The 14544-nt window shown below is 38.1% G+C and carries 14 protein-coding genes and 3 pseudogenes; 10 read left to right on the plus strand and 7 right to left on the minus strand.

All coding sequences use genetic code 11. The features are described from left to right. Window positions 1-10: 10 nt before the first annotated feature. From trpD to trpA, 5 genes are read left to right on the plus strand one after another with little or no spacing between them, the layout of a single operon-like run. Window positions 11-1015: an anthranilate phosphoribosyltransferase gene (gene trpD / locus D7D54_RS00250; protein ID WP_004256041.1), complete on the plus strand. Its 1005-nt coding sequence runs from the start codon at window positions 11-13 to the stop codon at window positions 1013-1015. Beyond that, a complete protein-coding gene (gene trpC, locus D7D54_RS00255) occupies window positions 1012-1779 on the plus strand; it encodes an indole-3-glycerol phosphate synthase TrpC (protein ID WP_120718568.1) in 768 nt (255 codons plus the stop codon). The genes trpD and trpC overlap by 4 nt, the downstream gene beginning before the upstream one ends. Then, window positions 1766-2365, plus strand: a complete 600-nt coding sequence (locus D7D54_RS00260; RefSeq protein WP_120718569.1) for a phosphoribosylanthranilate isomerase — start codon at window positions 1766-1768, stop codon at window positions 2363-2365. The genes trpC and D7D54_RS00260 overlap by 14 nt, the downstream gene beginning before the upstream one ends. Further along, on the plus strand, window positions 2343-3566 hold the full coding sequence (gene trpB / locus D7D54_RS00265) for a tryptophan synthase subunit beta (protein ID WP_042768740.1): 1224 nt from the start codon (window positions 2343-2345) through the stop codon (window positions 3564-3566). Before D7D54_RS00260 ends, trpB begins: the two co-directional genes overlap by 23 nt. After that, window positions 3559-4335 carry a tryptophan synthase subunit alpha gene (trpA, locus tag D7D54_RS00270; RefSeq protein WP_120718570.1) on the plus strand — a complete coding sequence of 259 codons (777 nt, stop codon included), beginning with the start codon at window positions 3559-3561 and terminating at the stop codon, window positions 4333-4335. The genes trpB and trpA overlap by 8 nt, the downstream gene beginning before the upstream one ends. Here trpA and D7D54_RS00275 read toward each other — a convergent pair. Continuing rightward, the gene (locus D7D54_RS00275; protein WP_020901644.1) at window positions 4307-4966 is read right to left on the minus strand and encodes a prepilin peptidase; all 660 of its coding nucleotides are present in this window, start codon (window positions 4964-4966) and stop codon (window positions 4307-4309) included. The two genes, trpA and D7D54_RS00275, sit on opposite strands and share 29 nt — an antisense overlap. A 69-nt stretch (window positions 4967-5035) precedes the next feature. Here D7D54_RS00275 and D7D54_RS00280 point away from each other — a divergent pair, with 69 nt between their 5' ends. Beyond that, entirely contained in the window at window positions 5036-5491 is a 456-nt protein-coding gene (locus D7D54_RS00280) for a GNAT family N-acetyltransferase (protein ID WP_031237579.1), read from the plus strand. Between the two features lie 41 nt (window positions 5492-5532). After that, a pseudogene (locus tag D7D54_RS09625) lies at window positions 5533-5795 on the plus strand (transposase); the annotation flags it as partial. A 115-nt stretch (window positions 5796-5910) separates the two neighbouring features. Here D7D54_RS09625 and D7D54_RS00290 read toward each other — a convergent pair. The 5 genes and pseudogenes from D7D54_RS00290 to D7D54_RS00310 all read right to left on the minus strand — a co-directional run bounded on the left by D7D54_RS00290 (window position 5911) and on the right by D7D54_RS00310 (window position 7881). Beyond that, window positions 5911-6114: a CsbD family protein gene (locus D7D54_RS00290; RefSeq protein ID WP_004262234.1), complete on the minus strand. Its 204-nt coding sequence runs from the start codon at window positions 6112-6114 to the stop codon at window positions 5911-5913. A gap of 30 nt (window positions 6115-6144) precedes the next feature. Then, window positions 6145-6753, minus strand: coding sequence for an Asp23/Gls24 family envelope stress response protein (locus D7D54_RS00295; RefSeq protein ID WP_020901646.1), 609 nt, complete (start codon window positions 6751-6753; stop codon window positions 6145-6147). A gap of 54 nt (window positions 6754-6807) precedes the next feature. Beyond that, window positions 6808-6978: a DUF2273 domain-containing protein gene (locus D7D54_RS00300; protein WP_120718571.1), complete on the minus strand. Its 171-nt coding sequence runs from the start codon at window positions 6976-6978 to the stop codon at window positions 6808-6810. 11 nt (window positions 6979-6989) lie between these two features. Further along, window positions 6990-7562, minus strand: coding sequence for an alkaline shock response membrane anchor protein AmaP (amaP, locus tag D7D54_RS00305; protein WP_020901648.1), 573 nt, complete (start codon window positions 7560-7562; stop codon window positions 6990-6992). Window positions 7563-7645: 83 nt separating this feature from the next. Then, a pseudogene (locus D7D54_RS00310) lies at window positions 7646-7881 on the minus strand (GlsB/YeaQ/YmgE family stress response membrane protein). 369 nt (window positions 7882-8250) lie between these two features. On the opposite strand from D7D54_RS00310, the pseudogene mgaSpn reads away from it, so the two are divergent. Next, window positions 8251-9718: pseudogene (gene mgaSpn, locus D7D54_RS00315) on the plus strand (virulence factor transcriptional regulator MgaSpn). Between the two features lie 524 nt (window positions 9719-10242). Here the strand turns inward: mgaSpn and D7D54_RS00320 are convergent. Beyond that, window positions 10243-11388 (minus strand): low temperature requirement protein A, encoded by a 1146-nt coding sequence (locus D7D54_RS00320; protein WP_020901650.1) that lies wholly within the window; start codon window positions 11386-11388, stop codon window positions 10243-10245. A gap of 751 nt (window positions 11389-12139) precedes the next feature. On the opposite strand from D7D54_RS00320, the gene D7D54_RS00325 reads away from it, so the two are divergent. Further along, window positions 12140-13429 (plus strand): membrane protein, encoded by a 1290-nt coding sequence (locus tag D7D54_RS00325; RefSeq protein WP_020901651.1) that lies wholly within the window; start codon window positions 12140-12142, stop codon window positions 13427-13429. Between the two features lie 9 nt (window positions 13430-13438). After that, window positions 13439-14527 carry an AI-2E family transporter gene (locus D7D54_RS00330; protein WP_020901652.1) on the plus strand — a complete coding sequence of 363 codons (1089 nt, stop codon included), beginning with the start codon at window positions 13439-13441 and terminating at the stop codon, window positions 14525-14527. Window positions 14528-14544 lie beyond the last annotated feature (17 nt).

Raw genomic sequence — 14544 nt, forward strand, 5'->3', positions numbered from 1 at the left:
GGAAACTAGGATGAAAGAGATTATTGAAAAATTAGCAAAATTTGAAAATTTATCAGGTGTGGAAATGACGGATGTCATTGAGCGTATCGTAACTGGGCGTGTAACTGAAGCGCAGATTGCTTCTCTTCTCTTGGCTCTTAAGATGAAGGGGGAAACACCTGAAGAACGCACAGCCATTGCTCAAGTCATGAGAGGCCATGCCCAACACATTCCAACTGAAATTCATGATGCCATGGACAACTGTGGTACAGGTGGGGACAAGTCTTTCAGCTTTAACATTTCCACAACTGCAGCCTTTGTCTTGGCTGGTGGCGGTGTTCATATGGCCAAACACGGTAACCGCTCGATTTCTTCTAAATCTGGTTCTGCAGATGTTCTCGAAGCCTTGGGTATCAACCTAGACCTCAAACCAGCTGAACTAGGTAAGGTTTTTGATAAAACTGGAATCGTCTTTCTCTTTGCCAAAAATATGCATCCAGCTATGAAATACATCATGCCAGCTCGTTTGGAATTGGGAATTCCAACCATTATGAACTTGACTGGTCCCCTGATTCACCCAATGGCTTTGGAAACACAGCTTCTTGGTATTAGTCGTCCAGAACTTCTAGAAAGTACAGCTCAGGTTTTGAAAAATATGGGTCGCAAACGTGCCATCGTGGTTGCTGGGCCAGAAGGACTGGATGAAGCTGGATTGAATGGAACCACCAAGATTGCTCTTCTTGAAAATGGCGAAATCACCTTGTCAAGCTTTACTCCAGAGGATTTGGGGATGGAGCGCTACGCTATCGAAGATATCCGTGGTGGCAATGCTCAGGAAAATGCAGAAATTTTGCTCAGCGTTCTTAAAAATGAACCAAGTCCATTCTTGGAAACGACAGTCTTAAATGCTGGTCTTGGTTTCTATGCCAATGGTAAGGTAGCTAGTATTAAGGAAGGAGTTGCCTTGGCTCGTCAAGTGATAGCTAGTGGCAAGGCCCTTGAAAAACTCAGACTGTTACAGGAGTACCAAAAATGAGTCAGGAATTTTTAGAACGAATTTTGGAGCAGAAGGCGCGTGAGGTTGAGCAGATGGAGCTGGAGGAAATCCAACCCTTGCGCCAGACCTATCGCTTGGCTGACTTTTTGAAGAATCATCAAGAACGCTTACAGGTAATCGCTGAGGTAAAGAAAGCTAGCCCTAGTCTGGGAGATATCAATCTCGATGTGGATATTGTGCAACAGGCCCAGACTTATGAAGCAAACGGTGCAGTGATGATTTCTGTTTTGACTGATGAGGTTTTCTTTAAAGGACATTTGGATTATCTGCGGGAGATTTCCAGTCAGGTAGAGATTCCGACGCTCAACAAGGATTTTATCATCGATGAAAAGCAAATCATTCGAGCTCGCAATGCAGGTGCAACAGTCATCTTGCTCATTGTCGCTGCCTTGTCAGAAGAACGCCTCAAGGAACTTTATGACTACGCGACAGAGCTTGGTATGGAAGTCTTGGTGGAGACTCACAATCTAGCTGAACTAGAGGTGGCCCACAGACTTGGTGCTGAGATTATTGGGGTTAATAACCGCAACTTGACCACCTTTGAAGTTGACTTACAAACCAGTGTAGACTTGGCTAAACACTTCAAAGATAATTGCTTGTATATTTCTGAATCGGCTATTTTCACAGGGCAGGATGCAGAGCGAGTAGCACCATACTTTAACGGCATTTTAGTAGGGACAGCTCTCATGCAGGCAGAAGATGTAGCCCAGAGAATCAAGGAGTTGCAGATTGACAAAGGTTAAAATTTGCGGATTATCGACCAAGGAAGCGGTGAAAACAGCCGTTTCAGCAGGAGCGGACTACATCGGTTTTGTCTTTGCACCTAGTAAAAGACAGGTGACCTTGGATCAGGCTGCTAATCTGGCTGAGCTCATCCCTTCAGACGTAAAAAAGGTTGGTGTATTTGTTTCACCAAGTCGGGCAGAACTGCTAGAAGCGATTGATAAAGTTGGTTTAGATTTGGTTCAAGTTCACGGTCAGGTGGAGGATGATGTGTTTGAGAATTTGCCTTGCGCCAGTATTCAGGCTGTGCAGGTGGATGGAGAGGGTCATGTGCCCAATTCTCAGGCAGACTATCTACTCTTTGATGCCCCTGTGGCTGGGAGTGGACAGACCTTTGACTGGGCTCAACTGGATACGACTGGACTCGCTCAGCCCTTCTTTATCGCAGGTGGGCTTAAGGAAGACAATGTAGTACAAGCAATTCAACACTTTACTCCCTATGCAGTAGATGTATCGAGCGGAGTGGAGACAGATGGACAAAAAGATCATGAAAAGATTAGAAGATTTATAGAGAGGGTAAAGCATGGCATATCAGGAACCAAATAAAGATGGATTTTACGGAAAATTCGGAGGACGTTTCGTCCCAGAAACATTGATGACAGCAGTTTTGGAGTTGGAGAAGGCCTACCGTGAAAGTCAGGCAGATCCAAGTTTCCAAGAGGAATTAAACCAACTCTTGCGTCAGTACGTGGGACGTGAAACTCCTCTTTACTACGCAAAAAACTTGACCCAGCATATCGGCGGAGCCAAGATTTATCTTAAACGTGAAGACCTTAACCATACAGGGGCCCACAAGATTAACAATGCCTTGGGACAAGTTCTTCTGGCTAAACGCATGGGTAAAAAGAAAATTATCGCTGAAACAGGTGCTGGTCAGCACGGTGTGGCAACTGCAACTGCTGCAGCCCTCTTTAACATGGAATGTACTATCTACATGGGTGAGGAAGATGTCAAACGCCAAGCCCTCAATGTGTTCCGAATGGAGCTTTTGGGAGCCAAGGTTGAGGCAGTGACAGACGGTTCGCGCGTGCTCAAGGATGCGGTCAATGCAGCCCTTCGTTCATGGGTAGCTAATATCGATGATACCCACTATATCCTTGGTTCTGCCTTAGGACCTCATCCCTTCCCAGAAATCGTTCGTGACTTCCAAAGCGTTATTGGTCGAGAAGCTAAACAACAGTACCGTGACTTGACAGGTCAAGATTTGCCAGATGCTCTAGTAGCCTGTGTTGGTGGTGGGTCGAATGCTATCGGGCTCTTCCATCCATTTGTAGAAGATGAGTCAGTAGCCATGTATGGGGCTGAAGCGGCTGGACTTGGTGTGGATACGGAGCACCACGCAGCTACCTTGACCAAGGGTCGTCCTGGTGTCCTTCACGGTTCCCTCATGGATGTGCTCCAAGATGCCCATGGTCAAATTCTTGAAGCCTTCTCTATCTCAGCAGGTTTGGACTATCCTGGTATCGGTCCAGAACATTCTCACTACCACGATATCAAACGTGCCAGCTATGTCCCTGTGACAGACGAAGAAGCCTTGGAAGGATTCCAACTCTTGTCTCGTGTGGAAGGGATTATCCCAGCCTTGGAATCTAGCCACGCTATTGCTTTTGCGGTGAAATTGGCCAAAGAACTCGGTCCAGACAAGTCCATGATTGTCTGTCTATCAGGTCGTGGTGACAAGGATGTGGTTCAAGTCAAAGACCGCTTGGAAGCAGATGCAGCAAAGAAGGGAGAAACTCATGCCTAAGACACTAACAGAAAAATTGAACGCTATTAAAGCAGCTGGAAAAGGAATTTTCGTTCCCTATATCATGGCTGGAGACCATGAGAAAGGTTTGGATGGACTCGGAGAAACAATACACTTTTTAGAAGATTTGGGTGTCTCTGCCATTGAAGTGGGCATTCCCTTTTCAGACCCTGTTGCAGATGGACCTGTTATCGAAGAAGCTGGCTTGCGCAGTTTAGCCCACGGGACTTCTACCCAGGCTTTGGTTGAAACCTTGAAAACCATTGAAACAGAGGTTCCGCTGGTCATCATGACCTACTTCAACCCCCTCTTTCAGTACGGTGTGGAGAATTTTGTTAAAGGTTTGGCAGATACAGCGGTTAAGGGCTTGATTATTCCAGACCTGCCTCATGAGCATGCCAACTTTGTAGAGCCTTTTTTGGCAGACACAGACATTGCTTTGATTCCTTTAGTAAGCTTGACCACAGGGATTGAGCGTCAGAAAGAGTTGATTGAAGGAGCAGAAGGATTCGTCTATGCGGTTGCCATCAATGGGGTGACAGGGAAATCAGGCAATTACCGTGCAGACTTGGACAAGCACTTGGCACAACTGCATCAAGTAGCCGATATCCCAGTCTTGACAGGTTTTGGCGTATCTAGTCAAGCCGATGTAGAACGCTTCAATGCGGTATCAGATGGCGTTATCGTCGGTTCAAAAATCGTAAAAGCTCTCCACCAAGGAGAGCCGATTCAGGACTTTATCAGACAAGCAGTAGCTTACCAAAAATAATCACACAAGTAGCAAGTAAGAGGAAAGGCACAAAAGGAAGTCTTTCCTTTTTCTTTTGTAGGAGAAAGGCTAGAATTCCCATCGCAGAAGCAGACTGAATCAAGATCAGTAACTCCGTTACACTAAAGACGAGAGCGCAAGAAGCTAAAAAGAGGAAATCCCCTGCGCCCATGCGAATATTGATAAAATGAGCCACAATTCCAAGGACAAGGAAGAAGACCATGACCAGATTCCAGCCAGATCCGGCCATTAGGATTAGGTGGAAAGTCATCCAGACTAGTAAGGGATATTCCTGATGGCGAAAGTCGTAGATGCCCAAGGTCAAACCAGCGGTGATTAGGACGACTTGCCCCAAGGAAAGCAATTCCCAAGACCAAGCCAGAAAGAGGAGTCCTAAGCCCAGTTCAAAAAGGGCATACCAGACAGGATAAGGAGTCTTGCAGTAGCGACAGCGAAAGCGATTGAAGACTTGAGATACAATAGGAATTAAGTCTAAGGGACCCAAGCGAGTCTGACAGGCATCGCAGTGGCTAGCAGATCGGATAATGGATCGCTCAGGAAAACGGTCAATGACCAAACCGAGAAAGGAAGCGAAAATGCTCCCGATAAGAAAAAAATAAATATCAATCATACTTATCTATTCGTAAAAAATAGGAGAAGTAGTATAATGGAGAAACATAAACAAGATAGTGAGGTCAAGATGACAATTCGTTTTGAAGAAAAGGTGAGCACAGAAAATGCTCAGCTCGTATGCCAATGGTCCAACTCCCTTGGCAAGTCTTTTCAAGAACAATGGATGGGACCAAAGATTCCTTTTCCACTGACCCTTCAAGCCTTGCAAGATTTGGAAGGAGTCTTTTCAATCTTTGAAGGACAAGAGTTTGTCGGGCTTATCCAGAAAATCAGGCAAGAAGACAGGAATCTTCATATCGGGAGATTTTTCATCAACCCCCAGAAACAGGGGCAGGGCTTAGGTAGCCAGGCTTTAAGGGAACTTCTTAGTTTGGCCTTTGAAAATGAAGACATAGATACTATTTCTCTAAATGTCTTTGAGGCAAATCAAACAGCTTACAAGCTTTACCAAAAAGAAGGATTTGAAATCGTTCAAATGGTTGAAACACCTATACGAAAATACATCATGAAAAAGGGGAGATAGGAGCAAACAGCCTTGAAATCAATGTTGACTGCGATGATGAACCTGAATCAGCCCCTCAAAAGGGACTGTATATAAATGAACGTTACCAGTGTTTAAAAACTAAAGAATATCAGGCACTTTTATCTTCCAAGGGTAGACAAATTTTCGCTAAACGTAAGATTGATATGAAATCTGTCTTTGGGCAGATAAAGGTTTGCTTGGTTATAAGAGATGTCATCTTAGAGGTGAGCGTAAAGTGAGAATTGACATGGGATTCGTACTAACGGTCAACAACCTGCTGAAATATAATAAGAGAAAGAGGTGAAATTAAAAAGCTAGAGATCCGCAATTGGAAATCTCTAGCTTTTTGTTTTCTGAGAATCATCTTGACTCAGACTCTTTTGACTAATGTTACTAAAAAGATAAAGTAACTTTTAGCCTTATTTATTGTCGCCACTCAACATGTTTTTAACACCTTCGATAGCACCTTCTACAGCGTCTTTGGCATCTTCAGCAACTTCTTTTACTTTAGAAACAACTTTTTCAGCTGCACCTTCTTTTTCCATTTTTTCATCACCGATGGCTTTCCCAACACCTTCTTTAATAGAACCTTTAGCTTGATTTAATTTTTCTTCTACTGACATGATAATTTCTCCTGTTATATTTATTTTATCTTAGTTTACACGAGTTTTTTCGTGAGATACTACACCAGTTGTTGCACCTTTAACAGCTTCTACACCTTCGCTAACTTTTTCTTGAACAGTTGAGAAACCAGATCCAAGACCAGCTTTAGCTTTTTCGAATTGTTCTGAAGCGAATTCTCCTGTTGATTCAGCAACGTCAGATACGCGATCTTGAAGGCTTACTGAGTCTGCTTCATGTTGTTCTTTAGTTTTGATGTCGACAACGTTTACGTTGATTTCAACAACTTCCAAGTCAGTCATTTTAGCAACTTCTGAAGATACGATTTCTCTGATTTCTGAATATAAAGCTGGAACATTTTTTTGGTACTCAACAATAACGTTTAAGTCAACTGCAACTTGTGTTTTACCAACTTCTACGTTAACACCACTTGTTACGTCATCGCTGTTAATGATTTTTTCTTTAAGATTTGAGAAGAAACCACCGTCGATTCCCAAAAGACCTGAAACGTTTTCTAGTGACAGACCAATGATTTTTTGGATAACTTTATCTTCGTAAGTAAGTTCCCCTTTGATTTCGTGAGCTACAGCAGTAGCATCTTTCTTTTCTACGTTAGTGTTAATGTTTTTTTCGTTTGACATATGAAACTCCTTTGATTAAATTAGTAATTTTTATTTATTTATTTATTTATGTATTTATCTATCTATATAGTTTTTTTCGATATATAATCCAGCTGCAACTCCCAGTGCTCCTAAAATCAATACAAATATTGTTTTGAAGAAGCCAAAGGAGATAATCAAACAAGCGAGAAATACGCCTATGAGACCAGCGATAATTGGATATCGATATTGTTTAAGCCATTCCATTTTTTACTTCCTTACTTCACACGACTAACAGTCTTTTTGTTTTGAGGTTTTGGTTTAGGCTGGTAGTCTTTTACTAGAACTTCTAGTTTAACCTGACGCTCAATACCAAAAAACTGCTTCAATCCATTAGTTATTTCATTTTGAATTAGTTGGCATCTGTCAGCGATGTTGTCCGAAGGAAGAATTTTACCTTCTACATGAACGAAACATTTATTTTTTCGTAAATTTACATGAACAGTTGGGTTCTTGATCAATCCATGATCACTTACCAAACTTCTAACAAAACCTTCGATTGCAGAATTCTTTAATTTTAATGTATCATTTTTAGTTTCAAGTTGAATTTCCAAATAACGTTTAGGATAAAACAACACAACTAACATCGATAACAAAACTAAAGTTGATAGAGCCACTATCCCCCAGAATATATATCTAGAGAGATAGAATTCAACGAAATGATTCTGTCTCCAGCTAAATAGCTGAATGCCTAGATCACTAACTTGATGATAATCTATCAAAACAGGAAGGAAAATTGTCAAGATTAAAATACAGAAAATAATGAAACATATTTTCTTTGCTTTTGACATATACAATCCTTTCGATTTAACATTTAAACTATTTTTCTCGTCATTGATTTAAAAATAGTTTGCTAACTTTACTGGCGAAAAGTTTACTTTCTACCTGTAAAGAATGATACTACAGTAACAACAATTGCTGTTCCTGCAATAGATGGAATCAAAGCCATTCCAGCGATGGATGGGCCCAACTACCTAAGAGGGATTGTCCTACAGATGACCCGACTAAACCAGCGAATACATTTGCGACGATTCCCATAGAACTACCTTTTTTAGTGATTCTACCTGCTACAAGTACAATAAGACCTCCAGCAATGATTGACCACAATATTGCTTACCCTCCTTTTTTATTTTAATATCAAAAAATAAATCAATTCCTTTGATTATCGCTATTATATAATTTTAATATAAAATAATCAATTATTTTGCTTATTATATAATTTTAATATAAAAAAAATCAATTATTTTGGTTATTATATAATTTTTAAAATTAAAAATATAATCTTTCGACTTGAATTTGATTCTGTATTTACGCCCTCAATAGACGGTAAAATAAGAAAATTGTTTATATATTGCCTCCTAGTGTTATTATACGAAATAAAGGATCTTAGTAAAAGTTGTTATATCATGCTATACCTATTCTTTGTGGTATAATTGCAAGAGGTGAAATCCGATAATTTATAAAAAGAGAAAGACATTCATGAGAGATTTATTATCTAAAAAGTCATAGGCAATTAGAATTATTATTTGAACATAAACGATGGTTTCATCGTTCTGAACTAGCAGAGTTATTAAATTGTACAGAACATGCAGTCAAAGATGATCTATCCCATGTTAAATCTGCTTTTCCTGACTTGATTTTTCATTCTTCGACTAATGGTATACGCATTATTAATACCGATGATAGTGATATTGAAATGGTTTACCATCATTTCTTTAAGCATTCAACTCATTTTTCGATTTTAGAATTTATCTTCTTTAATGAAGGTTGTCAAGCTGAAAGTATTTGTAAAGAATTCTATATCAGTTCATCTTCGCTCTATCGTATTATTAGCCAAATCAATAAAGTGATTAAAAGGCAATTTCAATTTGAAATCAGTCTGACCCCTGTTCAAATCATTGGAAATGAGAGAGACATTCGTTACTTTTTTGCACAATATTTTTCAGAAAAATATTATTTCCTAGAATGGCCATTTGAAAATTTTTCGTCAGAGCCCTTGTCTCAATTGCTAGAATTGGTTTATAAGGAAACAAGCTTTCCAATGAATTTGTCAACTCATAGAATGCTAAAATTGCTCCTAGTTACGAACCTATATAGAATAAAGTTTGGTCATTTCATGGAAGTAGAGAAAGACTCTTTTAACGATCAAAGTTTGGATTTTTTAATGCAGGCAGAAGGAATAGAAGGTGTTGCTAAGAATTTTGAATTAGAATACAATATCTCTTTAGATGAAGAAGTTGTTTGCCAATTATTTGTGTCTTACTTTCAAAAAATGTTTTTCATAGATGAAAGCCTCTTTATGAAATGTATAAAAAAGGATAGCTATGTTGAAAAATCTTACCATCTATTGAGTGATTTTATTGATCAGATTTCAGTCAAGTATCAGATTGAGATTGAGAATAAGGATAATCTGATTTGGCATCTGCATAATACCGCACATCTGTATCGTCAAGAGTTGTCCACTGAGTTTATTTTATTTGATCAAAAAGGGAATACAATCAGGAATTTTCAAAATATTTTCCCTAAATTTGTTTCAGATGTAAAAAAAGAGCTTTCTCATTATTTAGAGACTCTTGAAGTTTGTTCTAGTTCAATGATGGTAAATCATCTATCTTATACCTTCATCACTCATACCAAACATTTGGTGCTTAATCTACTACAAAATCAGCCAAAGCTGAAGGTTCTGGTTATGAGTAATTTTGATCAGTATCATGCAAAATCCGTTGCAGAGACACTTTCTTATTATTGCAGCAACAATTTTGAACTTGAAGTTTGGACTGAATTAGAATTATCAAAGGAATCTTTAGAAGAATCGCCTTATGATATCATCATTTCTAATTTTATTATTCCTCCGATTGAAAATAAGAGACTGATCTATTCAAATAATATAAACACGGTCTCACTCATATCTTTGTTAAATGCCATGATGTTTATTCGATTAGATTAGTAACCTAAAATAAAAAATGCTATTTCGCGTTTTGAACTGTACCTCAAAAGTTAGACAGAAAAAATCTAATTTTTGGGGTGTTTTTATTAAGAAAAGACCTTCAGTCATTTAAGTAAAATGTACATCTAGAGTCATAGTCCTCTAAAACTCTTGCTTTTTTTGTAGAAGATACGAAAAAAACCTTGATTCCAAGGCTTTTCCTGTTGTATGTAGATGCCCCCTACATGGATTTGTAAGAACTTTTCATATTGAAAATAAACAAAAATGTTGAAATATAGCTGATTTTAGGGAAATACTTTTAGGTGTTTTCAATGTCAGGATTTAAAAATGGGGCAAAAGTGGGGCAAAAACGAATGACTCGTATTTGGTTTGAAAACCTATAATACCTAATGATTATGCTATTCTAGATATATAGTTTTGTTATAAATAAATGTCAGTGCGAGTTCAAATCGGAGGATAAAATGGAAAAACAAATTAATGAAAAAAAGCCTTGGTTCCCAAAGCTTTTTAATGTTATAAACTCATTAAAATAACTCCCAGTTAGATTTGGAATATTTTTTATTCTGTGTCATATAAAAATAAATAAAATGAATGGCTATAGCTAGAGCTAAAATGGTTGTTATACTCACTACTATTATAGGATTAGAAGCAAAGATTAAAGAGAGAATAAAGGAAGCCAGATAGAGTGTCGCTTGGACACAGTAGTAACTTTTCGAATAGCGAAGATAGTGTTTGTTATAGGGCCCATTTACTAGGACAGCAGCTTGAAAGAGGCCAAATCCGATATAAGAGAAGCTGGTTGCAAAGAGACGATTAGCTTCAGGATTCAGAAGAAAACTCATCGAAACGGTCATCATAAGAAGTCCAATGAAAATAGGATAGTGACTGTAAATTAGAAATAGTCCCTTTTGATTAGATTTTTCATCAATAGCATGGTCGAATTGACCAAAATAAAACAAGAACAGAGAAATCATAATAATGAAATAAAGAACCGAATAAATCGAGAAATTCTCGATTGTAAAGAAGTTAGCTAGCTCCGTAATCATCTCTCCAAACATAATAATGACAAGAAGGGAGATGCGCTCGATTAAATGGGGGAGATTTACCTGGTAATGCTTATCTTTATTAAGCAAGATACTTGGCATAATAAATGTTAGCAGAATACTAGCAAATAAGATATAGACTCTAAGGTAAATAGGAAGAAGAGCTGCTAGATAGAATCCTAAACTTCCTAGACCTGTTATCCATAGAAAACCTTTGATACTTTCCCGATTAGCATCATCGGTTGATTTTCTAAAAAATTCAACCAAATATTGAAAAAATAAGGTAAGGGTTAATGTACCAATAGCCCAACAGAGATAATGAAAATATTGTTGCCAATCAGGTCCAATCATATTGGCTATAAAGAGTAAAATTCCCATTTTGATAAACATGATTACTATGTTAAATAAAGAGTTCTTTCCATAGCGATTGGTATAATCGGTTTGAATCATCCAGGAATCGATGAGAAACAAAGTAGCAATGAAAAAATCAAGGAAAGAATTCCAAGTCAAAATACCGTTATGAAGATGGTCAATTAAAGTAGTTACTTTTGAAATTGCAAAAACAAAAACTAGGTCATAAAAAAGTTCTGAAAATTCTACACGTTTATGTTTAATAAGAGTTGTCATCTTAAGACATTTCTATTTTAGAAGTACAATTTATTATAACAGAAAATGGTAATAAAAAAAAGGGAGATGCTTAAATAACTTTATGTGGCGCAGTTCAGAAGGGGCGTTTTTTCTATCGTTTTTTAGTGCTAAGACTACACAAAAAAGCCTTGATTCCAAGGCTTTTTCCTGTTGATTTAGATGCCCCCTACAGGGATTTGGAAAGGACTTTCATATTGAGAGCAATTAAAAATATTGAAATATAAGTGATTTTAGGTATTTTCAATGTCATGATTTAAAAATGGGACAAAAGTGGGGCAAAAACCATACAGATTCTAAACTGTATGGTTCTTTTTTTATCTAACCAAGAAAGGTTAAAACTTATTAAAACAAATGCAATCAACTGTTGAAAACTTTTTAGTCCGTGTAATATAAAAACAAGTAAAAAGTTGAACTATAGGGAATATTGTGTCATAATAGGTAATAGATGAATAATTAATAGATTGGAAATAATGCTTTCTTACCTTAACAAGTTGAATTGGTTATACATTTTTTCGTCGCAATTGTGTCTATCTCTCGAGTTTAGCTAGTTTTTATAAGCTCTGGTTTCTAATCAATATAACAAATTTTAGAAGTGCATAAGACAAGATGGTGACATTACTACAGTCATTTCTAGTCACCATATGTTGCTGGCACAGGCTGTTTGTAGTGTTGGCTATTTACTAGTCAGTTTAATCGGAGTGTTTAATTTTTATTGTTGAAAGGTTTTTATATGGCGAAAATTCTATCTTTAGGTCTGACAGGTAAGAAATTACTTGCTCAGGGGTTCTTGTTTGTTCTGCTAGGTCTCATCTTGATGGTCACGGGGACTTGGTTGCCAGTAACGGTTATTCGACTGGTTCTGTTTTTAGCTTGGATAGCAACGGTCTTAGATTTAGTATTACGTATTTTCAAAAAAAGTCAGTCAACGGACACCTTGGGAGTTGCACTGGTTAAATTGTTAGTGCTGGGATATTTGCTTGGCTCCAATCTTGCGACGGATGTGCCGATTTATATTTTGGCTCTTGTGATTGGAGTTTATCAGATTTTTCATGCTAGTATTAACCTTGTCACCTATGTTCTCTACCGCAAAAACAAAATTCGACCTCGTTTTCGTCTCTTACTAGATGGACTCGTACTAGTTTTTCTTGGTGGGACTAGTCTTTTGTCCTCTACAGGAAATTCTGTCTTTCAACTCTTTGTATTAGGGGCTTATTTTTTCCTTTATGGTCTGTCCAATATCCGTGACGGTTTCTTATTTGAAGGGGAAATTGGGAAAAACCATCTCAAACGTCGTGTAAGAATGAGCTTACCTATTGTCCTAGCCGCTCTCATCCCTGCAAGAACTTTAGCAAAAATCAACAAATTCATGCAGGAAAATGCTGATGAGAGAGAGGATATCCATCTTGGAATGGTGAAGTCTGGTAAGACAGCGGAGCTTGAAATTTTTGTTCATACAGCTGAGACCTCTCTGTTTTCGGCAATTGGTCATGTGGATATCTGCTATCAAGGCCGTGTTATTTCTTATGGCAACTATGATCCGTCTTCTGAGACCTTATTTGGCATGGTAGGAGATGGTGTCTTATATTTCTGTGATCGTGACAAGTACATTGACCTATGTAAACGTGAGAGTCAAAAAACGCTTTTTGGTTATGGGATAGATTTGACGCCTGAAATGGAAAAAGCAGTTCAGAAAAAGTTGGCTGAATTGAAACAACTGACGATTCCATGGGAGCCAAGTGCAGATAAAATCATGACAGGTGATGGTAAGGAAGACTACACCTACGCTTATAAAATCAGACATGAGACAGATGGGGAACTTTATAAATTTATCAAATCTAAGTTTAAATCCTACTTTGTCTTATCTACAAACTGTGTGCTCTTGGCTGATACCATAGTCGGTCAGGCTGGCACCGATATCCTCTCACCCAAAGGATTTATCGCACCAGGAACTTACCAAGCTTACCTTGACCGAGAGTTTGAAAAACCAAATAGTATAGTCGTATCTAAACATGTTTATTAAGGAGAATTTATGAATTTAGTAAAAAAATACACCCCATTAATACTTTTTATAGGGCTGGTTACTCTTGTAATTCTGAATGCATCAAGCTTTATATCAGGGGCAGTATCTCTCTTTGAAGTAACTTCTACCTTGATTTATGGTGCTGTCATTGCTTTTGTGCTCAATGTTCCCATGAAAAAAATTGAAGAATTCCTAGTTAAAATGAAGGTAAAGGCAGGGTTGCGCCGTCCGATTGCTATGGTGCTTGTTTTCCTATCTCTTATCTTAATCGTGATCTGTCTTTTGGTTTTGGTGCTTCCAACCCTTGCTCAGACTATTAGTCAGCTGGGAGCAGTCCTTTCAACAGTCCTGACTCAACTTGGGAAATTGCTAGACAGCTCGGAATTTGTAACCAAAGACATGTTGTCAACTATCGTATCAGGCATACAGGGACAATCTAGTTCTATTAGCCAAGCTTTGATAGGTTTTTTATCAGGTCTGACTAGTAATATCGGCAATATTTTTTCAAGTTTGATGAATGCCTTTTTGATTATAGTCTTTACCTTTTTATTTTTATCCAGTAAGGAACATCTGGCAGCGATGACGAGTAGACTTCTAAAAGTTATATTTCCAGAGAAAGTGGTGACAAAGTTAACTTACATTGGACAAGTAGCACTAGAGACTTATGACCAATTTTTGATGAGTCAGCTGATTGAAGCAGTCATCATAGGAGTTATGATAGCGGTTGTCTACAGCCTGTTTGGACTACCTTATGGGGTAATGACAGGTATATTTGCAGGAGTGCTATCGTTCATTCCTTATGTAGGGCCTATGATTGCTTGTGTTGTGGGAGCGATTTTTATCTTCACAGTGAGTCCTACTCAAGCCTTACTTTCTCTTCTTCTATATCAAGTTATACAGCTGATTGAAGGAAACCTTATTTATCCTAGAGTTGTAGGTCAATCTATTGGTTTGCCAGCTATTTTCACGCTTGCGGCTGCTAGTATTGGAGGGAATCTTTTCGGACTACTTGGAATGATATTCTTTACCCCCGTATTTGCTGTTATCTATCGACTGGTTAAAGAATTTGTCGTCGCAAAGGAAAATCAGGTAGATTAAGAAAAACTAAATTTAAT

It is taken from the genome of Streptococcus chosunensis (assembly GCF_003626515.1).
Lineage (GTDB): Bacteria > Bacillota > Bacilli > Lactobacillales > Streptococcaceae > Streptococcus > Streptococcus chosunensis.